This is a genomic window from Micrococcus sp. M4NT (assembly GCF_033790745.1).
In the GTDB taxonomy this organism is placed as follows: domain Bacteria; phylum Actinomycetota; class Actinomycetes; order Actinomycetales; family Micrococcaceae; genus Micrococcus.
This window is the reverse complement of record NZ_JAMYEH010000001.1, coordinates 133,911-157,200: the sequence shown is the minus strand read 5'-3', so window position 1 is coordinate 157,200 and position 23,290 is coordinate 133,911. Positions and strand designations below refer to the sequence as shown.

At 73.5% G+C, this 23,290-nt stretch carries 24 protein-coding genes and 1 tRNA gene; 12 read left to right on the top strand and 13 right to left on the bottom strand.

Translation table 11 applies throughout. From position 1 onward, the window contains the following. Positions 1-64: 64 nt before the first annotated feature. From NJC10_RS00780 to NJC10_RS00745, 8 genes are all read right to left on the bottom strand, one after another. Entirely contained in the window at positions 65-3,568 is a 3,504-nt protein-coding gene (locus NJC10_RS00780; protein WP_319074010.1) for a DNA-directed RNA polymerase subunit beta, read from the bottom strand. Between the two features lie 272 nt (positions 3,569-3,840). Continuing rightward, positions 3,841-4,224, bottom strand: coding sequence for a 50S ribosomal protein L7/L12 (gene rplL, locus NJC10_RS00775; protein WP_248116043.1), 384 nt, complete (start codon positions 4,222-4,224; stop codon positions 3,841-3,843). 69 nt (positions 4,225-4,293) lie between these two features. Continuing rightward, complete coding sequence (rplJ, locus tag NJC10_RS00770) at positions 4,294-4,815, bottom strand: 50S ribosomal protein L10 (protein WP_248116046.1); 522 nt, start codon at positions 4,813-4,815, stop codon at positions 4,294-4,296. A 335-nt stretch (positions 4,816-5,150) separates the two neighbouring features. Next, positions 5,151-5,858, bottom strand: coding sequence for a 50S ribosomal protein L1 (gene rplA, locus NJC10_RS00765; RefSeq protein WP_298711736.1), 708 nt, complete (start codon positions 5,856-5,858; stop codon positions 5,151-5,153). An 82-nt stretch (positions 5,859-5,940) separates the two neighbouring features. After that, positions 5,941-6,372: a 50S ribosomal protein L11 gene (rplK, locus tag NJC10_RS00760; RefSeq protein ID WP_319074005.1), complete on the bottom strand. Its 432-nt coding sequence runs from the start codon at positions 6,370-6,372 to the stop codon at positions 5,941-5,943. 133 nt (positions 6,373-6,505) lie between these two features. Beyond that, positions 6,506-7,426 (bottom strand): transcription termination/antitermination protein NusG, encoded by a 921-nt coding sequence (gene nusG / locus NJC10_RS00755; RefSeq protein WP_319074003.1) that lies wholly within the window; start codon positions 7,424-7,426, stop codon positions 6,506-6,508. A 110-nt stretch (positions 7,427-7,536) separates the two neighbouring features. Then, positions 7,537-7,788, bottom strand: a complete 252-nt coding sequence (gene secE / locus NJC10_RS00750; protein ID WP_248116162.1) for a preprotein translocase subunit SecE — start codon at positions 7,786-7,788, stop codon at positions 7,537-7,539. A gap of 78 nt (positions 7,789-7,866) precedes the next feature. After that, a tRNA-Trp gene (locus NJC10_RS00745) sits at positions 7,867-7,939 on the bottom strand. 178 nt (positions 7,940-8,117) lie between these two features. On the opposite strand from NJC10_RS00745, the gene NJC10_RS00740 reads away from it, so the two are divergent. Beyond that, positions 8,118-9,326: a pyridoxal phosphate-dependent aminotransferase gene (locus tag NJC10_RS00740; RefSeq protein WP_319074001.1), complete on the top strand. Its 1,209-nt coding sequence runs from the start codon at positions 8,118-8,120 to the stop codon at positions 9,324-9,326. 69 nt (positions 9,327-9,395) lie between these two features. Here the strand turns inward: NJC10_RS00740 and NJC10_RS00735 are convergent, their stop codons facing one another. Next, positions 9,396-10,082, bottom strand: a complete 687-nt coding sequence (locus NJC10_RS00735) for a response regulator transcription factor (RefSeq protein ID WP_319073998.1) — start codon at positions 10,080-10,082, stop codon at positions 9,396-9,398. Next, complete coding sequence (locus NJC10_RS00730; RefSeq protein ID WP_319073996.1) at positions 10,079-11,386, bottom strand: PspC domain-containing protein; 1,308 nt, start codon at positions 11,384-11,386, stop codon at positions 10,079-10,081. The genes NJC10_RS00735 and NJC10_RS00730 overlap by 4 nt, the downstream gene beginning before the upstream one ends. 96 nt (positions 11,387-11,482) lie before the next feature. On the opposite strand from NJC10_RS00730, the gene NJC10_RS00725 reads away from it, so the two are divergent. From NJC10_RS00725 to NJC10_RS00715, 3 genes are all read left to right on the top strand, one after another. Continuing rightward, positions 11,483-12,544 carry a PspC domain-containing protein gene (locus tag NJC10_RS00725; RefSeq protein ID WP_319073994.1) on the top strand — a complete coding sequence of 354 codons (1,062 nt, stop codon included), beginning with the start codon at positions 11,483-11,485 and terminating at the stop codon, positions 12,542-12,544. 175 nt (positions 12,545-12,719) lie between these two features. Next, complete coding sequence (locus tag NJC10_RS00720; protein ID WP_319073992.1) at positions 12,720-13,751, top strand: ATP-dependent 6-phosphofructokinase; 1,032 nt, start codon at positions 12,720-12,722, stop codon at positions 13,749-13,751. Positions 13,752-13,755: 4 nt separating this feature from the next. After that, a complete protein-coding gene (locus NJC10_RS00715; RefSeq protein WP_319073990.1) occupies positions 13,756-14,490 on the top strand; it encodes a hypothetical protein in 735 nt (244 codons plus the stop codon). Between the two features lie 60 nt (positions 14,491-14,550). Here the strand turns inward: NJC10_RS00715 and NJC10_RS00710 are convergent, their stop codons facing one another. From NJC10_RS00710 to NJC10_RS00700, 3 genes are all read right to left on the bottom strand, one after another. After that, on the bottom strand, positions 14,551-15,732 hold the full coding sequence (locus NJC10_RS00710) for a folate-binding protein (RefSeq protein ID WP_319074176.1): 1,182 nt from the start codon (positions 15,730-15,732) through the stop codon (positions 14,551-14,553). 2 nt (positions 15,733-15,734) lie between these two features. Further along, entirely contained in the window at positions 15,735-16,406 is a 672-nt protein-coding gene (locus NJC10_RS00705) for an FABP family protein (protein ID WP_319073988.1), read from the bottom strand. Positions 16,407-16,594: 188 nt separating this feature from the next. Beyond that, on the bottom strand, positions 16,595-17,401 hold the full coding sequence (locus tag NJC10_RS00700) for a hypothetical protein (RefSeq protein ID WP_319074175.1): 807 nt from the start codon (positions 17,399-17,401) through the stop codon (positions 16,595-16,597). A 41-nt stretch (positions 17,402-17,442) separates the two neighbouring features. Here NJC10_RS00700 and mshD point away from each other — a divergent pair, with 41 nt between their 5' ends. The 8 genes from mshD (at position 17,443) to NJC10_RS00660 (ending at position 23,269) form a co-directional block, all read left to right on the top strand. Further along, positions 17,443-18,477 carry a mycothiol synthase gene (mshD, locus tag NJC10_RS00695; protein WP_319073986.1) on the top strand — a complete coding sequence of 345 codons (1,035 nt, stop codon included), beginning with the start codon at positions 17,443-17,445 and terminating at the stop codon, positions 18,475-18,477. Positions 18,478-18,600: 123 nt separating this feature from the next. Beyond that, positions 18,601-19,614 carry an NUDIX hydrolase gene (locus NJC10_RS00690; protein ID WP_319073984.1) on the top strand — a complete coding sequence of 338 codons (1,014 nt, stop codon included), beginning with the start codon at positions 18,601-18,603 and terminating at the stop codon, positions 19,612-19,614. Between the two features lie 59 nt (positions 19,615-19,673). Continuing rightward, positions 19,674-20,027 (top strand): GNAT family N-acetyltransferase, encoded by a 354-nt coding sequence (locus tag NJC10_RS00685; RefSeq protein ID WP_248116072.1) that lies wholly within the window; start codon positions 19,674-19,676, stop codon positions 20,025-20,027. A 99-nt stretch (positions 20,028-20,126) separates the two neighbouring features. Next, a complete protein-coding gene (locus tag NJC10_RS00680; RefSeq protein ID WP_319073981.1) occupies positions 20,127-21,203 on the top strand; it encodes a hypothetical protein in 1,077 nt (358 codons plus the stop codon). Continuing rightward, positions 21,196-21,579, top strand: a complete 384-nt coding sequence (locus tag NJC10_RS00675) for a GntR family transcriptional regulator (RefSeq protein ID WP_248116076.1) — start codon at positions 21,196-21,198, stop codon at positions 21,577-21,579. Before NJC10_RS00680 ends, NJC10_RS00675 begins: the two co-directional genes overlap by 8 nt. A 1-nt stretch (position 21,580) precedes the next feature. After that, positions 21,581-22,411 carry a thymidylate synthase gene (locus NJC10_RS00670; RefSeq protein ID WP_319073978.1) on the top strand — a complete coding sequence of 277 codons (831 nt, stop codon included), beginning with the start codon at positions 21,581-21,583 and terminating at the stop codon, positions 22,409-22,411. Positions 22,412-22,427: 16 nt separating this feature from the next. After that, positions 22,428-23,021, top strand: a complete 594-nt coding sequence (locus tag NJC10_RS00665; RefSeq protein WP_319073976.1) for a dihydrofolate reductase — start codon at positions 22,428-22,430, stop codon at positions 23,019-23,021. Then, on the top strand, positions 23,018-23,269 hold the full coding sequence (locus NJC10_RS00660; protein ID WP_319073974.1) for an NF038396 family protein: 252 nt from the start codon (positions 23,018-23,020) through the stop codon (positions 23,267-23,269). Before NJC10_RS00665 ends, NJC10_RS00660 begins: the two co-directional genes overlap by 4 nt. The last annotated feature ends 21 nt before the right edge of the window (positions 23,270-23,290 follow it).

Here is a 23,290-nt window from a genome sequence, read left to right as displayed (position 1 = left end):
CCGGTGAACTCCTTGGTTCGGTGGTTCTCAGTAGACGTCTGGTGGGATGCGGGAGTCAGCGGGATCAGACTTCCTCGACCGAGCTGGGCTCGGCGTGGGAGAGGTCGATGCCCAGCTCCTCGGCTGCGCGGTAGACCTCGTCCTCCGCGTCGCGCATCTCGATGGTCTGGCCGTCGGCGGAGAGGACCTCCACGTTCAGGCAGAGGGACTGCATCTCCTTGATGAGCACCTTGAAGGACTCCGGCACACCCGGCTCGGGGATGTTCTCGCCCTTGACGATGGCCTCGTAGACCTTCACGCGGCCGTGGATGTCGTCCGACTTGATGGTCAGCAGCTCCTGGAGGGTGAACGCGGCGCCGTACGCCTCGAGCGCCCACACCTCCATCTCGCCGAAGCGCTGGCCGCCGAACTGGGCCTTGCCGCCCAGCGGCTGCTGCGTGATCATCGAGTACGGGCCCGTGGAGCGGGCGTGGATCTTGTCGTCCACCAGGTGGTGCAGCTTGAGCATGTACATGTAGCCCACGGAGATCGGGTCCGGGAACGGCTCGCCGGAGCGGCCGTCGAACAGCTGCGCCTTGCCGTTGGTGCCCATGAGCCGGTCGCCGTCGCGGGTCTTGTTCACGTGACCCAGCAGGCCGGTGATCTCCTCCGCCTCGGCGCCGTCGAACACCGGGGTGGCGACGTTGACCGGGCCGGACTGGCGCGGGAAGTTCGGCAGGTTGCCGATCCACTCGGGCTCGCCCTCGATGTCCCAGCCGCGCGAGGCGGCCCAGCCGAGGTGCAGCTCCATGACCTGGCCCAGGTTCATGCGGCCGGGCACGCCCAGGGGGTTCAGGACGATGTCCACCGGGGTGCCGTCCGCCAGGAACGGCATGTCCTCCAGGGGCAGGATCTTGGAGATGACACCCTTGTTGCCGTGGCGGCCGGCCATCTTGTCGCCGTCGGTGATCTTGCGCTTCTGGGCGACATACACGCGCACGAGCTGGTTGACGCCCGGGGAGAGGTCGTCGTCCTGCTCGCGGTCGAAGATGCGCACGCCGATGACGGTGCCGGACTCGCCGTGGGGCACCTTCAGGGACGTGTCGCGGACCTCGCGGGACTTCTCGCCGAAGATGGCGCGCAGCAGGCGCTCCTCCGGGGTCAGCTCGGTCTCGCCCTTCGGGGTGACGCGGCCGACCAGGATGTCGCCGGCCTCCACCTCGGCGCCGATGTGGATGATGCCGCGCTCGTCGAGCTGGGCCAGCACCTCCTCGGACACGTTGGGGATGTCGCGCGTGATCTCCTCGGCGCCCAGCTTGGTGTCGCGGGCGTCGACCTCGTGCTCCTCGATGTGGATCGAGGTGAGGACGTCCTCCGAGACCATGCGCTGGGACAGGATGATCGCGTCCTCGTAGTTCAGGCCCTCCCAGGGCATGAACGCGACGAGGAGGTTCTTGCCGAGCGCGAGCTCGCCGTGGTCCGTGGCGGGGCCGTCGGCGATGATGCTCAGGCGCTCGACGCGGTCGCCCTCGGACACGCGGACGCGCTGGTTGTACGCGTTGCCCTGGTTGGAGCGGGAGAACTTCATGATCGGGTAGTGCGTCGTGGTGCCGTCGTCGTTCATGACGGTCACCAGGTCCGCGGCCACCTCGGTCACCACGCCGGGGGCGGTCGCGGTCACGGAGTCGCCCGCGTCCACGGCCACGTACTTCTCCATGCCGGTGCCGACGTACGGGGCCTGCGACTGGAGCAGCGGCACGGCCTGGCGCTGCATGTTGGCGCCCATGAGCGCGCGGTTCGCGTCGTCGTGCTCGAGGAACGGGATGAGGGCCGTGGCCGCCGACACCATCTGGCGCGGGGACACGTCCATGTAGTCGATGTCGTCCACGGTGGAGAGCACGGGCTCACCGCCGCCGCCGCGCTGGCGGCAGAGGACGAGCTCCTCGACGAAGGTGCCGTCGGCGTCCACCGGCGCGTTGGCCTGGGCGATCTGGAACTCGAGCTCGTCGTCCGCGGTCAGGTAGTCGACGTCGTCGGTGACGCGGCCGTCCACCACGCGGCGGTACGGGGTCTCGATGAAGCCGAAGGAGTTGATGCGGCCGAAGGTCGCGAGCGAGCCGATGAGGCCGATGTTCGGGCCTTCCGGGGTCTCGATGGGGCACATGCGGCCGTAGTGCGACGGGTGGACGTCACGGACCTCCATGCCGGCGCGGTCACGGGACAGGCCGCCCGGGCCGAGCGCGGAGAGGCGGCGCTTGTGGGTCAGGCCCGCGAGCGGGTTGTTCTGGTCCATGAACTGCGACAGCTGCGAGGTGCCGAAGAACTCCTTGATCGCCGCCACCACGGGGCGGATGTTGATCAGGGTCTGCGGGGTGATCGCCTCGACGTCCTGCGTGGTCATGCGCTCGCGCACGACGCGCTCCATGCGGGACAGGCCGGTGCGGATCTGGTTCTCGATCAGCTCGCCCACCGCGCGGATGCGACGGTTGCCGAAGTGGTCGATGTCGTCGACCTCGACGCGCACGTCGACGGTCTCGCCGTCGCGCGTGCCCTTGATGGACTTCTCGCCCGCGTGCAGCGCGGCGATGAAGTGCACCATCTGCACGAGGTCGTCCTCGGTCAGCACGGAGGCGTTCGGGTCGGCCAGGTGCACGTCCACGCCCAGCTTGCGGTTGAGCTTGTAGCGGCCCACCTTCGCCAGGTCGTAGCGCTTCTGGGTGAAGTACAGGTTGTTCAGCAGCGCCTGGGCCGCGTCGACGGCGGCGGGCTCGCCCGGGCGCAGCTTGCGGTAGATGTCCAGCAGCGCCTCGTTCTGGTCGGCGGTGCCGTCCTTCTCGAGGGTCGCGCGGATGGAGTCGTACTGGCCGAACTCCTCGAGGATGCGGGACTCGGTCCAGCCCATGGCCTTGAGCAGCACCGTCACGGGCTGCTTGCGCTTGCGGTCGAGGCGGACGCCGACCTGGTCGCGCTTGTCCACCTCGAGCTCGAACCACGCGCCGCGCGAGGGGATGATCTTGGCGGAGAAGATCTCCTTGTCCGAGGTCTTGTCCGGGGTGCGCTCGAAGTAGGCGCCCGGGGAGCGGACCAGCTGGGACACGACGACGCGCTCGGTGCCGTTGATGATGAACGTGCCGTTGCGCGTCATGAGCGGGAAGTCGCCCATGAACACGGTCTGCTGCTTGATCTCGCCGGTCGTGTTGTTCATGAACTCGGCCTTGACGTACAGCGGGGCGGCGAAGGTCGCGTCGCGGTCCTTGCACTCCTCCTCCGTCATCTTCGCGTCGGCGAACTCCGGATCGGAGAAGGACAGGGACATGGTGCCCTGGAAGTCCTCGATCGGGGAGATCTCCTCGAAGATGTCCGTGAGCCCGGAGGTCACGGGCACCGAGTGGTCGTCGACCGCGAGGGCCTGCTCCACTCGCGCGGACCAGCGCTCGTTGCCGATCAGGCGGTCGAACGACTCGGTCTGCAGCGCCAGCAGGTCCGGCACGTCCAGCGGCTCGGAGATCTTGGCGAAGGAGATGCGTCCGGCGGATGCGCCGGATCGCGGGGAGACAGTAGCGGTTTCATGGGTGCTCGAGGCGACCACGTAGGATCCTTCCACAGGCCTTCTGGGGTTCCGTTCGCTCCCCGTGCGCATGATGCGGACGGTGCGGGCCCACCGCTATATGAAGGCCACACGTCACCGTGCGGGCCGTCGGCGGTCAGGCCGTCCTCCAGGCAGCACGGAACAGGGGAGATGCAAAGATCCATCCTAACCCCGGGGTCCAGTCCTGTCCACCCACGCACGAGACCCCCGTCGCGCGATGCGCGACGGGGGTCCCGGGGTGAAGCGGTGAGATGCGGTTCAGGCCGCGATCATCACTTGAGGGTGACGGTGGCGCCGGCGCCCTCGAGCTGCTCCTTGGCCTTCTCGGCGGTCTCCTTGTTGACGCCCTCGAGGACCGGCTTGGGGGCGCCGTCGACGAGGTCCTTGGCCTCCTTCAGGCCGAGGGAGGTGAGGGCGCGCACCTCCTTGATGACGCCGATCTTCTTGTCGCCGGCGGCCTCGAGGATGACGTCGAACTCGTCCTTCTCCTCGGCGGCCTCGGCGGCGGGGGCACCGGCGCCGGCGGCGGCCATCGCCACGGGGGCGGCGGCGGTGACGTCGAACTTCTCCTCGAACGCCTTGATGAACTCGGACAGCTCGATGAGGGTCAGCTCCTCGAACGCGGCGAGCAGCTCTTCGGTGGTCAGCTTGGCCATGATGGCTCCTTTACGTGTACGTCTTGACTACGTGTGAAGTGGTGGGCCGTGCAGCCCGGGGTGGACTGCTCAGGCAGCCTGGTCCTGCTGGGCTCGCAGCGCCTCGACCGTGCGGGCGGTCTTGGAGAGCGGAGCCTGGAACAGGGCGGCAGCCTTGGACATGCTGCCCTTCATCGCGCCGGCGAACTTCGCCAGCAGCACCTCGCGGGACTCGAGGTCCGCGAGCTTCTTGATGCCGGCCTCGTCCAGGGGCTGGCCATCCATGAAGCCGCCCTTGAGGACGAGCTTCTCGTGATCCTTGGCGAAGTCACGCAGGGCCTTCGCGACGTTGACCGGGTCTCCGGTCACGAACGCGATCGCGGTGGGACCGGCGAGGTGGGCCTCGAGGCCCTCCATGCCGGCTTCCTTGGCCGCGATCTCGGCCAGCGTGTTCTTCGCCACGGCGTAGGTCGCATCCTGACGGATGGAGTCACGGAGCTGCTTGAGCTCGGACACCGTCAGGCCACGGTATTCCGTCAGAACAGCGGCGTTGGACTCACGGAACAGGTCCGTGAGCTCCGCCACCGCCGACTCCTTCGCGGACGTCGCCATGGCACTCCTCTCGATGATCGTGGGGACCGCCTGAGCCCCGGACAACGAGAAACGCCCCGTGCGGGTGCACGGGGCGTGGCGACACGGGACGGATCGGGCCCGACGGCCGTCGTCCTGGGACGGAGCTCTGCTGCACCTGCGCGGGCCGCCTCCGTTGCGGAGGTCCTTCGGTGATGGCGGCATGCCGACATCACGACCGGCGGTCTTCGGTCCGTCAAGACTACCCGGCCCCTCCCCCGGCCGCAAGTCGGCGGCCCCGAGGGACGACGACGGCCGGCCGCCCGTGAGGGCGACCGGCCGTCGTCGCGTGCGGACCCGCGGGCCCGCCCCGGGGATCAGGCCTGCTCGAACTCGACCGTGGTCACGTTCGGGTCCATCTGGACGCCGGGGCCGAAGGTGGTGGCCACGGTCGCCTTGGAGATGTAGCGGCCCTTCGAGGAGGACGGCTTCAGGCGGAGGATCTCCTCCAGGGCGGCGGCGTAGTTCTCCACGAGGGCCTTCTCCTCGAAGGAGGTGCGGCCGATGATGAAGTGGAGGTTGGCGTGCTTGTCGACGCGGAAGTCGATCTTGCCGCCCTTGATGTCGGACACGGCCTTGGCCACGTCCGGGGTCACGGTGCCGGTCTTGGGGTTCGGCATCAGGTTGCGGGGGCCGAGGACCTTGCCGAGGCGGCCGACCTTGCCCATGAGCTCCGGGGAGGCCACGGCGGCGTCGAAGTCCACCCAGCCCTCGGAGATCTTGGCGATCAGGTCGTCGTCGCCGACGACGTCGGCGCCGGCGGCGCGGGCGGCCTCGGCGCGCTCACCGGTGGCGAACACGACGACGCGGGCGGTCTTGCCGGTGCCGTGGGGCAGGCTCACGGAGCCGCGGACCATCTGGTCGGCCTTGCGGGGGTCGACGGACAGGCGGAGGGCGACCTCCACCGTGGCGTCGGACGTGGAGGGGTTGGTCTCCTTGGCGAGGGCGATCGCCTTGGCGGGAGCGTAGATCTCCTCGCCGATCGCGGCCTTGGCCGCCTTGTATGCCTTGCTGCGCTGTGCCATCTGCGTGCTTCTCCTTGTGCAGTCGTGGTCTGTCGGGCCGCGCTCGGCCCTGCCACTGAGGGGGTGATGAGGGGGGAGGGCGTCAGCCCTCGACGGTGATGCCCATCGAACGGGCGGTGCCCGCGATGATCTTGGCGGCGGCCTTCACGTCGTTGGCGTTCAGGTCCTCCATCTTGGTGGCGGCGATCTCCTCGCACTGGGCGTGGGTCAGCTTGCCGACCTTGTCCGTGTGCGGGGTGGAGGAGCCCTTCTGGACGCCCGCGGCCTTCTTGATGAGCTCGGCGGCCGGCGGGGTCTTGGTGATGAACGTGAACGAGCGGTCCTCGTACACGGTGATCTCCACCGGCACCACGTTGCCGCGCTGCGACTCGGTGGCGGCGTTGTAGGCCTTGCAGAACTCCATGATGTTCACGCCGTGCTGGCCCAGGGCGGGGCCGATGGGCGGAGCGGGGTTGGCGGCGCCGGCCTGGATCTGAAGCTTGATCAGACCGGAGACCTTCTTCTTGGGAGCCATGAGTGGATCCTTCTCTCACTTCGGGGACCCACGGCGCAGGAGCGCACCGTGGGAGTGTGGCCGCCGTGGCGCGGCGGCCGGTGCCGCCCCCGGGCCGGCAGGCGGCCGGCTCGGGGCGGAAGCGGGGGTGTCCTCAGATGACCTTGGTCACCTGGCTGAAGGACAGGGTCACGGGGGTCTCGCGCTCGAAGATCGAGACGAGGACCACCAGCTGCTGGGACTCCGGCTTGATCTCGGAGATCGTCGCCGGGAGGGTCTCGAACGGGCCGTCGTCGACGGTCACGGACTCGCCCACCTCGAAGTCCACGTGGACGGCGGGGGCGGCGGAGGGGAGGTCGGACGCCGGGACGGCCAGGCCGGCCTTCTCCGCGGCGCGCGTGGCCTCCTGGATCACGGACGGGGCCAGCATGTCGTAGACCTCGGTGAGGGTCAGCGGCTGCGGGGAGTGCGCGTCGTTGCCCACGAACCCGGTGACGCCGGGGGTGTGGCGCACGACGCCCCACGAGGCGTCGTCGAGGTCCATGCGGACGAGGACGTAGCCCGGGATGCGCACGCGCGAGACGATCTTGCGCGTGGTGTTCTTGATCTCCACGACCTCCTCCATGGGGACCTCGATCTCGTAGATCGCGTCCTCCATGTCCTGGGTCTGGATGCGCGTCTCGAGGTTGGTCTTCACGCGCTTCTCGTAGCCGGCGTAGGTGTGCACCACGTACCAGTCGCCGGGCTGGCGGCGCAGGCGGGTGCGCAGCTCCTCGGCGGGGTCGACGACGGGCTCCTCCTCGGCAGGGGCGGCGTCCTCAGCGGGAGCGGTCTCCGCGGCCTGGGCGTCGACGTCCTCCGTGGGGGCGGCCTCGACGTCGACGTCGGCGGCGGACTCGGCGTCGGCGGCCAGGTCGGCCTTCTGCACGGTGGCCTCGGCGGCCTCGTCGCCGTCGGCGGCCTCGCCCGGCACGGCCTCGTCCGTCTCGGGCTCGACGACGCCCTCTGCGGCGGCGGTCTCCTCGACGGAGACGGAGTCCTCGGGGGACTGACGATCCATTTCCTGCTCGGACACGGCTTCCTGCTTTCTGCTGACGGGGGTCGGACGACCCTCCACTGACGGGGGGCCTTGGCGTGCGGGCGTGTGGACGCCTCCTGCGCCGCGGGGCCCGGCTCGCGGTCCGCTCAGCGGCCGCCCGTGCCGAACGTCAGACCCGCCAGGGTGCCGAACAGCCAGTCCAGGCCCATCACCAGGAGGATCATGACCGCCACGAAGGCGAGCACCACTGCGGTCATGCGCAGCAGCTCCTCGCTCGTGGGGGTGACCACCTTGCGGAGCTCGTCCACCACCTGGCGCAGGAACAGGGCGATCCGCGCGAAGAGCCCACGGCGCTGCCTGTCCGGCGCCGGGGTGGAGCCCCCGCCGTTCGCCGCCAACTCAGTCACGTGGCCTCACTCAATCGGATCGCCGAAACGCTTGCACGCCTGTGCCGGGCACTTCAGCCCGGCACCGAGCAGGGCAGACAGGACTCGAACCTGCAACCTGCGGTTTTGGAGACCGCTGCGCTACCAATTGCGCCACTACCCTAGGTGTCCGCCTGTCGACTCCCGGGCGCTCGCCCAGGACCGTCATCGCGGTACCGAGCGTTCAGAATACGCCATGCCGGGCCGGGAGTCGAACCGGGGCGGCGCACTCACTACGCTGGCGTGCGGAGGCGTGCCCTCCGCACCTCGCTCCCGCCCTCGAACCGCCGAAGAAGGTCCCCATGGCTTCCCCCGCACGCCGCGTGTCCACCCGCCTCGCCGCCATCGCCCCGTCCGCCACCCTCGTCGTCGACGCGCGGGCCAAGGAGCTCAAGGCCGCTGGCCGCCCCGTGATCGGCTTCGGCGCGGGCGAGCCCGACTTCCCCACCCCGGGCTACATCGTCGACGCGGCCGTCGCCGCCGCGCAGGACCCGAAGAACCACCGCTACTCCCCCGCCGCCGGCCTGCCCGAGCTGCGCGAGGCGATCGCGGCCAAGACCCTGCGGGACTCCGGCGTCGCCGTGGAGGCCTCCCAGGTGCTCGTGACGAACGGCGGCAAGCAGGCCGTCTACAACACGTTCGCCGCCCTGCTGGACCCGCAGGACGAGGTCCTCGTCCCCGCGCCGTACTGGACCACCTACCCGGAGGCCATCCGCCTGGCCGGCGGCGTGCCGGTGGACGTGTTCGCGGGCCCCGAGGCGGGCTACAAGGTCACCGTGGAGCAGCTCGAGGCCGCCGTCACGGACCGCACCAAGGCGCTCCTCTTCGTCTCGCCCTCCAACCCGACCGGCGCGGTCTACTCCCCCGAGGAGACGAAGGCCATCGGCGAGTGGGCCCTCGAGCGGGGCCTGTGGGTCGTCACCGACGAGATCTACGAGCACCTCACCTACGACGGCGCGCCCTTCACCTCGATCGTCGCCGCCGTCCCGGGCCTGGCGGAGCAGGCCGTGGTCGTCAACGGCGTCGCGAAGACCTACGCGATGACCGGCTGGCGCGTCGGATGGATGGTCGGCCCGGTGGACGTCATCAAGGCGGCCACGAACCTGCAGTCGCACGCCACCTCCAACGTGGCCAACGTGTCCCAGCGCGCGGCCCTCGCCGCCGTCGCGGGGCCGCTGGACGCCGTCGAGGAGATGACGACGGCCTTCGACCGCCGCCGGACGGCCATGGTCGCGGCCATGAACGCCGTGCCCGGCTTCCACTGCCCCACGCCGGAGGGCGCCTTCTACGCGTACGTGGACGTCCGTGAGGCGCTCGGGAAGACGTACCGCGGAGGCGTCACCCCCACGACGTCGGCCGAGCTCGCCGCGTTCATCCTCGATGAGGCCGAGGTCGCCGTCGTGCCCGGCGAGGCCTTCGGCCCCTCGGGCTACCTGCGCCTGTCCTACGCGCTGGGCGACGACGACCTGGCCGAGGGAGTCGAGCGCATCCGCGCACTGCTCTCCGAGTGATCGCGGTCCTCGCCGGCCGCAGACCTGCGAGCCCCGCGCCGCCCGGCGCGGGGCTCGCCCGCATCCGGCTCAGGCGTATCCGCGGCGCGCGGCCCAGCGCGTGAGCTCGTGGCGGTTGGAGAGCTGGAGCTTGCGCAGCACGGAGGACACGTGGCTCTCCACCGTGCGGTCCGAGATGAACAGCTCGGCGCCGGCCTCCCGGTACGTGTAGCCCCGGGCCACGAGGCGCATGACGTCCCGCTCGCGGGAGGAGAGGCGGTCGAGGTCCCCGTCCCGGGCCGGCTCCCCGGCCTCCGGTGCCGGCGCCGACGGCGACGGCGGGCTCCCGCGGAACGCGTCGAGGACGAATCCGGCGAGGCGCGGCGAGAACACGGCGTCGCCGCCGGCCACCCGCGCGGCCGCCTCTGTGACGTCGGCCCCCGAGGCGGTCTTCGTGATGTAGCCGCGGGCCCCGGCGCGGATCACGGCGACCACGTCCTCCGCGGCATCGGACACGGACAGCGCCAGGAAGCGCGTGCCCGGCCGCCGCTCCAGCACGCGCGCGGCCACTTCGGCCCCGCCGCCGCCCGCTCCGCCGGGCAGGTGCACGTCGAGGAGCACGACGTCGGGCTCCCGCTCGAGGACCTCGCGGACGGCGGCGTCGACGTCCCCGGCCTCGCCCACGATCTCGACCCGCGCCGGATCCAGGTCGGCGCGCAGTCCGGCGCGGAAGATCGCGTGGTCGTCCACGATCACGGCGGTGAGCGGGATGGTCATGCGGTCTCCTCCCGCGGATCGGTCGGGTGGGCGGGGTCGGCGGGCTCGGGAAGGGCCAGGTGCACCTCGGTGCCGCCCGGCCCGGAGCGGAGACGGGCCGACCCTCCTGCCCGGCGCATGCGGCCCAGGATCGACTCGCGCACGCCCATCCGGTCGGCGGGGACCTCGTCGAGGTCGAAGCCCGCCCCACGGTCACGCACGAAGACCTCCGCGAGCCGCGGTGCGCCGTCGTCGTCGGTCACCTCGGCGAAGACCTGGACGTCCCCCGCGTGGCGCGCGGCGTTGAGGACGGCCTCCCGGGCGGCGGCCACGAGCGGCTCGAGCCAGGCCCCGGAGGCCTCGCCGACCGCGACCACCTCCACGCGGCGGCCGTGGGCGTCCTCGACCTCGGCCGCCGTCTCCTCGAGCCGTTCGCGCAGGGTCCCGCCGAGCCGGGCCGCCTCGGGGAAGAGGAACCGGCGCAGCTCGCGCTCCTGGGCGCGGGCCACCCGGGCGACCGTCTCCGGGTCTTCGGCGCGCCGCTGGATCAGCGCCAGGGACTGCAGCACCGAGTCGTGCAGGTGCGCCGCGATCTCGGCGCGCTCGGCGTGGACCGCGAGCGCCGTGCGCTCCTCGTCCCGGCGGCGCTGCCACGCCAGCAGGTAGGGCATGGCCACCAGGGCCGCCCCGGCCAGCATGGCGACGGCGACCACCAGTCCCAGCCACAGCTCGCCCGAGCCGACGGCGCCCACGGCGAGGGCCAGCACGGCGAGGAGCACGAGCCCCGATCCGAGGGCGAGGCGCACGAGGCGGCCGCCGCGCTCCCCGCGCCCGCCCCGGCCGAGGTCCAGCTGCATCCACGCGAGCCCGAGGCCGATCACGAGCACCGCCACGGGGCCCACGAGCGCCCAGTCCACGTCCACGCCCAGCCCGTCGGCCGCCACGATCCCGCCGACGCCGAGCAGGACCGCGGCGAGCAGCAGCGGCCAGCCGCCCTCCCGGACGCGCTCGGCCACCTCGGGCAGGCGTGCGGCGAGCGTGGGGGCCGGGCCGGCGGCGCCGTCTGCCGCGGGGGTGCCGGGCGCGTCCTCCGGCATGAGCAGCCAGAGCCAGGCGTAGAGCGCCGCCCCGGCGCCGCCGGCCAGGGTGAGCAGCACGAACCCCCAGCGCACCGCCGCGGTGGAGAGGCCCAGGTGCCGGGCGACGCCGGCGGCGACCCCGGCCACCGGCCGGTCGGCGCCATGCCGGGCCAGCGGAGGGCGCGCGGGCGAGGCCGGACGCACGGGACCCGTCGGTGTCGGCGCGGTGGGGACGGCGGGGCTCATGGCTCCATCCTGCCCGTCCCGTGCACGGGGCACATCCGGGACCGGATCCGGGACATCCCGGATGTGCCCGGGGCGGCGGCGGACCACGATGGAGGCATGAGCACCGCCCACGGATCCTGGCCCCCCTCCCCCGCCGACGTCCAGGACGACGCCGGCGCCCTCCCCTCCTGGCTGCGCCGCGCGGTCGAGTCGTGGGGCGTCCGCCGCGACGACTCCTCCTGGGTGGCCGGCGTCCTCGGCGGCGTCGCCCGCCGCTACGGGATCGACCCCCTGCTGGCCCGCGGCGCGTTCGTGGCCCTGTGCGTCGTGTCCGCCGGGCTGGGCCTGCTGGCCTACGCGGCCGCCTGGGCCGTGCTCCCGGACGCGCAGGGGCGGGTGCAGTACGGCCGCCTGCGCCGCGGCGAGTGGACCGACGCGACCGTGGCGATCGCCGTGATCGGCGGCATCGGCGCCCTCAACGTCCTCGTGGGCGCGGGGTTCACCCTGCTCGCACCGGCCGTCGGCGGGCCGGGCTCGCTGCTCGGCCTCGCCGCCGTCGCGGTGCTGGTCTGGTGGCTCGTGACGCGGTGGGACGCCGACGCGCAGCAGCGCGTCACCCCCACGGCGACGCCGGAGCGCGGGCGCGTGCACAGCGAGCCCGCCTGGTATGCGCGGCGCCGAGAGACCTCGGCGGCGCCCGCCTCCGCCGACGAGCACGGCTTCCACGCGGACTGGATCGACCCGGACACCGGCGCGTGGCGAGAGCAGACGCACTCCCGCGAGCACCGCGCGGCCGCCCGACTGGCCGAGGAGCAGGCGCGCACCGTCGCCCCCGCATTCCGGGCCTCCGGGCGCAGGCCGATGCGGGCGAAGGGCGGGTCCCACGGACCCGGCGGCAAGCCCGTCCTCGGACGCGGCGCGCAGGCGGTCACCTACCTCCTGGCGGCGGGAACCGCCCTGACGGTCCTGCTGTCCATGCTCCTGGGGAACGCGGTGCCGAGCGCGACGCTGCTCCCCGTGCCACCCACCTCGGCCGCCCTGGCCGTCATCGTCGTCGCGATGACCGTCGGCCTGCTGCGGGGCCGCCGCCCCGGCACCCTCGCCCCGGTGAGCGGGGTCCTCGTGGGCGTCACCGCCGTGCAGATGGCCGCCCACCTCCTCTTCGCCCCCCTCACGTGAGCCAGGCGTCCACGATCCCCGCCGAGCGAGCGCTCTCGGGGCCTGACATCCGACGAGGGCGCACCGGCGCGCCGCTCTCCGAGTGGGGCCCGACGGGCGGCCGTCCCCTGACGGCCGTCCTCCGACATGCCTAGGGTGAGGGGGACCCCGGCAGAACACCCTCGAGAGGACCCCCATGCGCGTCGGAATGCTCACCTCCGGAGGCGACTGCCCCGGCCTCAACGCCGTCATCCGGGCGGCCGTCCTTCACGGCATCAAGACCTACGACATGGAGATGGTGGGCATCCGGGACGGCTGGGCCGGCCTCATCCGCAAGGACGTCGAGGAGCTGCCCCGCACGCGGGTCCGCGGCCTCGCGAAGCAGGGCGGCACCATCATCGGCACGTCCCGCACGCACCCGTACGACGCCGACGGCGGCGGCCCGGAGAACATGCTGCGCAGCGTGCGCGAGCTGGGCCTGGACGCCGTGATCGCGATCGGCGGCGAGGGCACCCTGGCCGGCGCCAACCGCCTCGCCCAGGACGGCCTGCCGATCATCGGCGTCCCGAAGACCATCGACAACGACCTCCAGGGCACCGACTACACGTTCGGCTTCGACACGGCCGTGCAGATCGCCACGGACGCGATGGACCGCCTGCGCACCACCGGCGAGTCCCACCACCGCTGCATGGTGGCCGAGGTCATGGGCCGCCATGTCGGGTGGATCGCCCTGCACTCCGGCATGGCCGCCGGCGCCCATGCGATCCTCATCCCCGAGGTCCGCACGCCCATGGCGCAGGTGGCCGAGTGGGTCACGCAGGTGCACGAGAAGGGCCGTTCGCCGCTCGTCGTCGTCGCGGAGGGCTTCATCCCCGAGGGCCAGGACGACCCGCTGGCGGACGCCGGTCTGGAGGCCTCCGGGCGCCCCCGCCTCGGCGGCATCGGCGAGTGGGTCACGCGCGAGATCGAGACCATGACCGGCATCGAGACCCGCAGCACCGTGCTCGGGCACATCCAGCGCGGCGGCGCCCCGACGGCCACGGACCGCGTGCTCTCCACGCGCTTCGGCATGGGCGCCGTGGACCTCGCGGCGCAGCGGCGCTGGGGTCAGATGGTGGCGGCGAACGGGACGGAGATCATCTCCATCCCCATGAGTGCGGCGCTCAAGGGTCTCAAGTCCGTCCCGCGCTCCCGGTACGACGAGGCCGCCGTCCTCTTCGGCCGCTGATCCCGTGAGCGAGCTCCCCCGCCTGGACGACCACGTCCTCGGCCTCGTCCGCTGGGCGTGGTGCCGCGAGCTCGGCCTGCCGGAGGGATCGCTGGACGACCCCTCCGACGGCTCCCGTCTCGAGGTGGCGGGGCCCGCGGACGCGGTGGTCGTGCTGCAGCTGGCCGGCGCCACGGCGCTGCGGGCTCCCGCGGACGTGCTCGGCGCGGCGCGGGACCTCCCGGACGAGGTGCTCGCCCTCGAGTCCACCCTGCTGCGGCTCACGGCGCGGCACGCCCCGCGCTCGCTCGGCGAGGCCGACCTGCTCTACGCGGCCGAGGCGCCGGAGATCAGCCCCTCCTCCTCGGTGGCGGTCTCCGATGCCCCCGAGCACGCGGCGCGGCTCACGGCCCTGTGCCCCGCCGACGACGTCCACGCGGCGGACCTGGGCCCAGCACCACTGACCCTCGTGCCCGACGACGGCCACGGGGAGGCGCTGGGCGACCCCCTCGCCGGGGCGGGGCACACGGTGTGGCAGGGGCTGGTCGCCCGGATGGGGATCCTCACGGTCCCGGAGCACCGCGTCCGCGGACTCGGGACCTACGCCGCGGCCGTCGCGGCCGAGCGGGCCTTCCTGGACGGCCTCGTGCCCGAGGCGCGCGTGCGCACGCAGGACCGGGCGGGCCAGGCGATCGCCATGGCCCTGGGGTTCGCGCGGGCGGGGTCCCTCACGCGGATCGAGCTGACAGCCGGGCGCTGACCGCTCAGGGGCGGCCTGACGGGCGGCGGGCCACCGCGCCGGACGGGACGAGAGTCCCGGTCAGCCCAGGCGCCCGAGCCCCGGGGGACGGCCCACGACCTGGCCGGCGTCGGGCGAGACGAGCGGCTCCTGCGCGGCGGCGATCCACTCCGCGGCCACGCCGTCCTCCGCACCGCGGACGAGCAGCTCCGCGTCCACGGGGACGGCCCGCTTCAGCACGGCCAGCGCGATCGGCCCGGCCTCGTGGTGGAGCGCGGAACCGGTGACGGACCCGACGGGACGGGCCGTCGCCCGGCCCTCGGGGGTGTCCGGGGACGGGCGCACGATCACGGGCGCGCCGTGGGGCGGGAGCGCATGGGAGGACCCGTCCAGCAGCAGCTGCGTGAGGCGGCGGGGAGGACGCCCGAGGTTGTGCACCCGTGCCACGGTCTCCTGCCCCCGGTAGCAGCCCTTGGCCAGGTGCACGGCGGTGCGCAGCAGGTCGAGCTCGTGCGGCAGGGCCCGCGCGTCCGCGTCCAGGGCGGGACGGGGGCGCCCGGCGGCGAGCCGCAGGGCCTCCGCGGCGGAGACGCCGGCCAGGCTCCAGCCCTTCAGCTCCCCCTCACCGAGGTGCGCGGCGGTCTCCGCGAGGTCGGCGCGGGTCACGAGGTACTCGCGCCAGCTCCAGTCCGCGCCGGGGTGACGGGCCGGGTCCGGCTCCGCCGAGTACGCCCAGCCGCCCTCGGCGACGGCGGGCCACGGGTCCACCCACACGGTGCGGTCCTCCCAGCCGGGCACGGGCGCCATGGACCCCACGACGGCGACCGCGCCGGAGTGGTCGCGGATCCGCACGTCGTGGGAGAAGCGCATGGCGGTCAGCCACGCGATGAGGTCCTCGGAGCGCGAGCGGTCCACGATGAGCCACGCGGCGGCACCGTCCTCGAGGAGATGCGCGGCGTGCTCGATGCGGCCCTGCGGATCGAGCAGGAGCGTCTCGGTGCTCGTGCCCGGGGCGAGGGACTCGACGTGCTGGCTGCCCAGGGTGTGCAGCCACGCGAGACGGTCCGGGCCCGTGAGGGAGAGGACGGCGCGGTGGGAGAGGTCCACGAGGGCCCGGCCGCGGGCCAGGGCGCGCTGCTCCGGCAGGGGACGGCCGTAGTGGGCGGCGACGCCCTCCTCCAGGCCCTCCCCCTCCACGGCGCCGGCCGCTGGGCCGGGGCTCGCGGAGGCGGCGAGGCTCAGGATCGGGCTGCGCCCGGGCATGGTCATGCGGGGCGGTCCGAACCGGAGCAGCGGGGGCGCTCCGCGCCGGGGGCGAGGCGGCCCTCAGCGGGGCTGGGCATGCGGTCCAGGATCGCGGAGGCGTGGACCTCCAGCTCCCCCTCCGCCGTCGCCGCGGCGTCCCAACGCCAGAACAGCTGGCCGTTGACGAGGCCCGCGATGCGCGTGGCGCGCTCGTACGGACCGGCCGCAGAGCCGCGCAGCACGGCGTCCGTGACGAGCTGCAGCTGCGGGCCCTTGATGCGGCCGTAGTAGAGCTCGGAGAGGGAGCCCGGGTGCGTGATGGTGGCGGTGATGCCGAACGAGCCGCCCTCGCCGCGCAGGGACTCGACGTCCTCGGCGGAGCGGTAGGCGGGGACGATGTCCGCGGGCACCATGCCCGGGCCCACGTCGCCGTCCCGGCGGGGGCGGTCCACCTGCCAGAATCCGGTCTCCACGGTGAGGGGGCGCAACAGGGTGCCGTCCTCCTCGCACAGCCAGGACTCCGCGCGGTACTCCACGAAGGGCTGGCCGTGCTCGGTGAAGTCCACGCGCTGGTAGAAGATCTCCGTGCCGTCGGCGCCGTCGCCCAGGCGGCCCTGGCCCTCCCAGCTGCCGATCAGCCAGGAGAGCGGGGCGAGCTCGGGGGTGAGGTCGAAGGGGAGTTCAGTGGCCATGAGTCGTCACGGCGCGGCCCGCGGCGGGGCCGCGCTCGGTCAGCGCTGGCCCTTGAAGAGGCCCGAGACGACGACGGCGGCGACGGCGGCCATCGCCAGGCTGGCGAGGACGACGAGGCCGAGGAAGAAGATCTCGAGGGCGATGAGCGTATCCATGCCGACCATCCTAGCCACTGCCGCAGGCCGGCTCAGGCCAGCAGCCCCACCATGACGTGGCCGATCACTCCGGCGGCACCCACGGGCGCCATCGCGAGGGCGTAGCCGGCGCGGCGGGGGCGCAGCGTGGTGGCCACGGGGCGGTCCTCCGGCCGGGGGCGCGAGGACGGGGCCGTGGAGGCGGTGAGCGCCACGAGCGTCGCCGCGGAGAGCGACGAGAGCGTGAGGGCGGCGAGCTCCCGGGGCGCCGTGCCCGCGAGCGCCCCGATGGCCCACGCGGCGAGGGCGCTCGCCGGGATCACCACGAGGGCGAGGACGCCCGGGCGGCCCTGCATCCAGGGCGTCAGGCCCAGGAGCGAGACGACCGCGACCGTGACGGCCAGGGCCAGCACGAGTCCGCGGACCTCCGGCACCGCGGACCACCGGGCCATCGCGACCCAGCTGGCCGACATCACGGCGATCACCACGCCGCCCATCGTGGCGACCGTGGACTCGAGGCGCAGCGGCCGCCCTGTGCCGCGGACGAGCTGGACCACGAAGGCCGCCATGGTGCCCCACGCGAGCAGCACGGCCAGGGGCTCGAGGAGCGCCCAGGCGTCTCCGTGCCCCGTGCTTGGCGCCGGCCAGAGGAGCATGAGCAGGACGCCGAGCACGCCGGTGGACGCGATGGTCGCGGACAGGGAGAGGCGCGCGGGGGCGCCCATCTGCCGGGGCCAGCCCCACGAGATCACCAGCACCACGGCCACGGCGGCGACGGCGGCGGGCGCGGGGCCCAGCAGGGTGGCCGCGGCCAGCACCAAGGCGGCGAGGGCCGCGCTCAGGGCCATGGGCAGTCGCATCACGAGGTCCATCCTGCCAGCTGTCCCCCTACGCTGAGGACATGGCCGACTCCCCCGCTCCCCGCCCCGTCCCGCCCATCGCGCCCTCCTCGGCCGCCGTCGACGTCGCCGCTCAGGACGGCTCCGGTACGAGACCGGAGCAGGTGAGCGAGGTCCTCGCGCTGGCCGACCGCGCCCACGCCGCCGACGGGCATCCTCCCCTGTCGGACCAGACCCGCGGGGTGCTCTCCCGGGGCCGGCAGCGCTGGTTGGGCCTCCTGCGCGCGGAGGAGGGAGGCCTGATCGGCGCGGCGGTGCTCGCCCCCGAGGGCTCCGAGGCCGCCGGATCCGTGCTCGAGCTCGTGGTGGACCCGGCCGCGCGGCGCGCCGGCAACGGCACCCGTCTGGCCGACGCCGCCGCGACGGCGGTCCGGGGCGGCGGGCTCGAGGGGACCACGAGCGTCTGGGCGCACGGCATGCTGCCGGGCTCGGCGGAGCTGGCACGACGGCACGGCCTCGCGCCCGTGCGCGAGCTGCGCCGGATGCGGCTGGAGGGCGAGGAGATGGCCGCGCTGCCCGCGCCGCGCCTGCCGGACGGGGTCCGCCTGCGCGCCTTCGAGCCCGGCCGGGACGAGGAGGCCTGGCTCGAGCTCAACGGTGCGGCCTTCGCCGACCACCCCGAGCAGGGCGGCCTGACCCGCGCCGACCTCCAGGACCGGATGGAGCAGGACTGGTTCGACGCGTCCGGCTTCCTGCTGGCCGAGCGCGCGGCCGACGGCGCTCTGCTCGGCTTCCACTGGACCAAGGTCGAGCCGGCCCATGACGACGTCGGCTCCGTCGCCGACGAGGGCGGGCACCGCGTCACACGGCCGCGGCTGGGCGAGGTATACGTCGTCGGGGTGTCCCCCCACGCACAGGGGATGGGCCTGGGCCGGGCGGTGACCCTCGCCGGCCTCCAGCACCTGGCCGCCGTCCCGGTGGACGCCGTCGACCTGTACGTGGACGCGGAGAACGCGGCGGCCGTCGCCCTGTACGAGTCGCTGGGCTTCCGGCTGCTCGCCGCCGACGCGCAGTACCGCGCCGAACGGACCGGCTGACGCGGGAGGGCGGGCGGGGCTCGGCCGGTCATGCGGGCCGTATCCTGGTGCGGCCCACCGACCACCGGAACGCACCGCACCGCATCGGGCGCCCCCGCCCCACCGCAGAGATTCAGGAGCCGCATGGCCTCGCCCCAGTCCGACCGCATCGCGACCTGGTCCACCCCGGACCGCGCCGTGACGGGACCCTCTACGGACGTGCTGGCGGCCGGCATGCTCCCGTGGCGCCTGACCGCGGACGGACTCGAGGTGATGGTCATCCATCGCCCGCGGTACGACGACTGGTCCTGGCCCAAGGGCAAGCTCGACGTCGGCGAGACCCTCCCGGAGTGCGCGGTGCGCGAGGTCCAGGAGGAGGTGGGCCTCACCCTGCGCCCCGGCGTCCCGCTGTGCGTCACCCGCTACGAGGTGCCCGCGCGCCGCAGCGGCGGCGGCCAGACCAAGGAAGTCTGGTACTGGGCCGCCGACGCCGCGGGACTGACCGCGACCCCGGACGGCCACGAGGTGGACGAGATCCGCTGGGTGAGCCCGGCCCGCGCCGCGCAGATGCTGGCCAACGAGACGGACCGGGAGCCGCTCGAGCTGCTCGAGCGCGCCCACGCACAGGGACGGCTGCGCACCACGCCCACGATCGTGCTGCGCCACGCCAAGGCCAAGCCGCGCTCCTCCTGGTCCCGGGCCGAGCAGGAGCGGCCCCTCGCCGCCACCGGCCGACGGCAGGCGCTCTCCGTGCAGGGCCTGGTGTGGGCGTGGCGGCCGGAGCGCCTCGTCTCCTCCCCGTGGCGGCGCTGCGTGGAGACCGTGGCGCCCCTCGTGAAGACGTCGGGCCTGCCCCTGAAGACGAAGAGCGCCTTCACGGAGGCGACCGCGCGGGAGAGGCCGAAGAAGACCCGCCGGGCCATGCGGGACGTGCTGGGCCGCCGACGCCCCCAGGTGCTGTGCACGCACCGCCCCGTGCTGCCCGAGCTGCTGCAGGAGATCCGGGATGCGGCGGCCCGCCCCGCGGCGGAGATCCTGCGTGCCCTCCCACGCGAGGACCCGTACCTGCGCCCCGGTGCCGTCCTCGTGCTCCACCAGGCGGTCGAGCGCGACGGCGCCGTCGTGGCCGTGGAGGTCTACGACCCCTGGGACGACTGACGGGACCGGACGACTGAGCGGGCATTGAGACCCGCGCCCCACAGGCCTAGGCTCGGTCCATGGAGACCGCATCGACGCACCAGCCCGAGAAGATCGTCCACGAGCGCCTCGCGGTGACCCGGGATCCCGACCGCGAGCGCTTCGAGCTGCGCCACGACGGCAGGTACATCGGCTTCCTCGGCTACACGCAGGAGACCCGCCCCGCCGACGAGGGCGAGGACGTCACCGTGGTGCGCCTGCAGCACACGATCATCGACGAGGCCTTCAGCCGCCGCGGCTACGCCCGCGCCCTTGTGACGATGGTGCTGGACCGCATCCGCGCCGAGGGCGACCAGATCCTCGCCGAGTGCACCTACGTGGACGACTACCTGCGCCGCTACCCCGAGTACCAGGACCTGGTGTACGGCGGCTGAGCCGGGGCCGGGCACCCGCGACACGCCGTCTGTATCATTCCATTGATACAGTGAGCACGTGCGCGGCGGTCGCGCACGCATGGACAGAAGAGGTGCCCGGTGCCCGCTCTCCCCCTCGAGGTCGTCTGGACCTCCAGTGCTCTCGTCCTCCTCGTCCTCGCGATCCTCTACTGGTTCGCTCGCCGGGCCCGGTGGACCGCGGCGCCGCTGGCCGCGCGTGGCCATCTCACCGCGACGGCGGCGCTCACCCTGGTGGCCACGGCCGTCTGGGCCGGCCCGACCCCGTTCGCGGCACTGTGGGTGACCGACGGCGCGGGCGGCTGGGTCCGGGCCGGGGGCGGAGCGCCCTCGGGGCACTGGAGCAGGGAGACACTCGAGGCCGCTCCGGTCGATGCGCCGCTGCTGGCGGCGGCGATCCTCCTCCCGGCTCTGTGGCTCCTCGTGATCCCCGCCCTCGGCCAGGTGACCTGGCCCCCGGCGACGGGGCCCCGGCGCAGCGCCGCCCTGATCGCCCGCCGATGGCAGTCCCTCGTCCCGCCCCGCCTCCTCCTGCTGTTGGCCCCGGGAGCGATCCTGGCGCTCGCCGGTGTCGCAGCCGCCGCGGCCACCCCGGGCGTGCAGGGCGCGGAGTACCGGCAGCACCTCTCCGAACAGGCCACGCCGTTCAGCGCCCGGTTCGCCGGAATGCCCGCCGGGTCCGCCGTCGCGCCCTGGTACGCGGCCGGCGCGGCGGCCGTGCTCCTGGCGTTGTGCGCCGTGCTGGCGATCTGCCACCGTCGGAGGGCGCTGAGCGGACTGGACCCGGCACAGGACCTGGCGGCACGGCGCATCGCCGTGGACCACGCCTGCCGCATCGGGGCGGCCCTGCTCGCCTGGATCGGACTGGCCGGCCTGGCCGGTGCCCTCGAGGCGCATGAGCGCCGTCAGGCCGCCCAGGAGGCCGCGGCCGCCTACTCTGCGTGGGAAGCCGGGCGCATCCCGGCGGCCGAGATGGCCGGGTGGCTGACCCCCGTCGCGAACGGCGCCCCGGCCGAGATGCTCCTCCTGGTCGGCTCGACGGTCGTGGGGGTGCTGCTCGTGCTCGTCCGGCCCGCCCGCGAGCAGCGGATCCTCCGCGGCGCGGCCGACGGGACCCGCGCGGACGGACCGGCGGCGAGAGGCGGTGCGCGTGACTGACCCCGTCGGCGTCGACCTGGATCTCGACTCCCCCGTGCCGCCCTTCGAGCAGATCCGAGCCCGCATCGCCGACCTCGTGCGCCGCGGGGTGCTCGCTCCTCGCGATCGGCTCCCCTCGGTCCGGACGCTGGCCGCCGACCTCGGCATCGCACCGAACACGGTGGTCCGCGCGTACGACGCGCTGGAGCTCGCCGGACTCGTGCAGAAGGAGGGTCGGCGCGGCACCGTGGTGGCCGAGGCCCCTCCGCCCCCGGACCACGCAGAGGTCGAGGCCTCGCTGCGGAGCGCGGTCGCCCTGGCCCGCGCCGCGGGCTGGGACGCCGAGCGGGTCCGGCGGTCGGTGGACGGCGCCCTCGGCGGAGTCGTCTCTGGCTAGAGTGGACCGGGTGAGCATCCCCACCCCGTACGAGGACCTGCTGGCCGACGTCATGGCCCACGGCGCCGTCAAGACGGACCGCACCGGCACCGGGACGCGCAGCGTCTTCGGCCGCCAGATGCGCTTCGACCTGTCCGCGTCCTTCCCTCTCATCACCACCAAGCGGGTGCACTTCAAGTCCGTCGCGCTCGAGCTGCTGTGGTTCCTCCGCGGGGACTCCAACGTGCGCTGGCTGCAGGAGCGCGGCGTGCGCATCTGGGACGAGTGGGCGGACGCGGACGGCGAGCTCGGCCCCGTCTACGGCGTCCAGTGGCGATCGTGGCCCACCCCCGACGGCGGGCACATCGACCAGATCGCGAAGGTCGTGGAGCAGATCCGGGCGAACCCGGACTCGCGCCGGCACATCGTGACCGCCTGGAACCCCGCCGAAGTGGACGAGATGGCCCTGCCGCCGTGCCACGCACTGTTCCAGTTCTATGTCTCCCCCGGTGAGGACGGCGGCCCCGGCGTGCTCTCCTGCCAGCTGTACCAGCGTTCGGCGGACCTCTTCCTCGGCGTGCCGTTCAACATCGCCTCCTATGCCCTGCTCACCGTGATGGTGGCGCAGCAGACCGGCTTGACGCCGGGCGAGTTCGTGTGGACCGGCGGCGACTGCCACATCTATGCCAACCATGAGGACCAGGTGCGCGAGCAGCTGACCCGCGCCCCGTACCCGTACCCTCGGCTGCGCCTGGTCCGGAGGCCCGACTCGATCTTCGACTACGCGTACGAGGACCTCGAGGTGCTGGACTACCGGCACCACCCCGCCATCGCCGCCCCCATCGCCGTCTGAGGTGACCCCGACCCCCATGGACCACCCCGCCCCGACCTCCCCCGTGCACGGCACCCCGGCCGAGCCGACGATCGCCATGATCTGGGCGCAGACCCCGGACCGCGTGATCGGCCGCGACGGCACGATGCCCTGGCATGTGCCCGAGGACCTCGCCCACTTCCGCCGCCTGACGCAGGGGCACCCCGTGATCATGGGCCGCCGCACGTGGGAGTCCTTCCCCGAGGCCTTCCGCCCGCTCCCGGACCGCACCAACATCGTGGTCTCGCGCTCGTTGACGGCCGCCGACGACGCCGGAGCGGAGGTCCGCGCGGCGGGCGCCGTCGTCGTGCCCGACTTCGGCACCGGCCTCGACGCGGCCGCGGACGCCGACGGGTGCGACCTCGTCTGGGTGATCGGCGGTGCCACGATGTACGAGCAGGCCCTCGACGTGGCCACCCGCGCCGAGATCACCGTGATCGACGAGGACGAGGACGGCGACACGCATGCCCCGGCCCTCGACCCGCGCTGGCGCATGACCGCGGCCGACCCGGCCCCGGACGACTGGCACGCCTCGCGCACGGGACCGCGCTACCGCATGGAGCGCTGGGAGAGAGAAGAGGACCCCGCATGAGCACCGGCCCGACGCCGTCCCGCGACACCCCGGCCCCCGGCGGGCTACTCAGCGGCGACGCCCTGACGTTCCTCGCCCTCATCGCCCTGCCCGTGCTCGCGTTCGTGTGCGCCGTGTTCGGCCTCATCCTCGTGCTGCAGGGCAAGACGATCGCCGGCCTCGTGTTCCTGCTGGTGCTGACGCAGGCGTTCGCGATCGGCGGCTTCATGCTGGGGAACCGCCGGAAGCGCGCGCAGCGGGACCGGTAGCCTGGAGGGCATGACCTCTGC

Bases quoted from the DNA above. Each gene is read 5' to 3' on its own strand.
- NJC10_RS00700 (WP_319074175.1), bottom strand. From the start codon at position 17,401: ATGCGACTGCCCATGGCCCTGAGCGCGGCCCTCGCCGCCTTGGTGCTG.
- NJC10_RS00685 (WP_248116072.1), top strand. From the start codon at position 19,674: ATGGAGACCGCATCGACGCACCAGCCCGAGAAGATCGTCCACGAGCGC.
- NJC10_RS00665 (WP_319073976.1), top strand. From the start codon at position 22,428: ATGGACCACCCCGCCCCGACCTCCCCCGTGCACGGCACCCCGGCCGAG.
- NJC10_RS00730 (WP_319073996.1), bottom strand. From the start codon at position 11,386: ATGAGCCCCGCCGTCCCCACCGCGCCGACACCGACGGGTCCCGTGCGT.
- rplL (WP_248116043.1), bottom strand. From the start codon at position 4,224: ATGGCCAAGCTGACCACCGAAGAGCTGCTCGCCGCGTTCGAGGAGCTG.
- rplA (WP_298711736.1), bottom strand. From the start codon at position 5,858: ATGGCACAGCGCAGCAAGGCATACAAGGCGGCCAAGGCCGCGATCGGC.
- NJC10_RS00660 (WP_319073974.1), top strand. From the start codon at position 23,018: ATGAGCACCGGCCCGACGCCGTCCCGCGACACCCCGGCCCCCGGCGGG.
- NJC10_RS00720 (WP_319073992.1), top strand. From the start codon at position 12,720: ATGCGCGTCGGAATGCTCACCTCCGGAGGCGACTGCCCCGGCCTCAAC.
- rplJ (WP_248116046.1), bottom strand. From the start codon at position 4,815: ATGGCGACGTCCGCGAAGGAGTCGGCGGTGGCGGAGCTCACGGACCTG.
- rplK (WP_319074005.1), bottom strand. From the start codon at position 6,372: ATGGCTCCCAAGAAGAAGGTCTCCGGTCTGATCAAGCTTCAGATCCAG.
- NJC10_RS00690 (WP_319073984.1), top strand. From the start codon at position 18,601: ATGGCCTCGCCCCAGTCCGACCGCATCGCGACCTGGTCCACCCCGGAC.
- NJC10_RS00710 (WP_319074176.1), bottom strand. From the start codon at position 15,732: ATGCCCGGGCGCAGCCCGATCCTGAGCCTCGCCGCCTCCGCGAGCCCC.
- NJC10_RS00725 (WP_319073994.1), top strand. From the start codon at position 11,483: ATGAGCACCGCCCACGGATCCTGGCCCCCCTCCCCCGCCGACGTCCAG.
- NJC10_RS00705 (WP_319073988.1), bottom strand. From the start codon at position 16,406: ATGGCCACTGAACTCCCCTTCGACCTCACCCCCGAGCTCGCCCCGCTC.
- NJC10_RS00740 (WP_319074001.1), top strand. From the start codon at position 8,118: ATGGCTTCCCCCGCACGCCGCGTGTCCACCCGCCTCGCCGCCATCGCC.
- NJC10_RS00735 (WP_319073998.1), bottom strand. From the start codon at position 10,082: ATGACCATCCCGCTCACCGCCGTGATCGTGGACGACCACGCGATCTTC.
- mshD (WP_319073986.1), top strand. From the start codon at position 17,443: ATGGCCGACTCCCCCGCTCCCCGCCCCGTCCCGCCCATCGCGCCCTCC.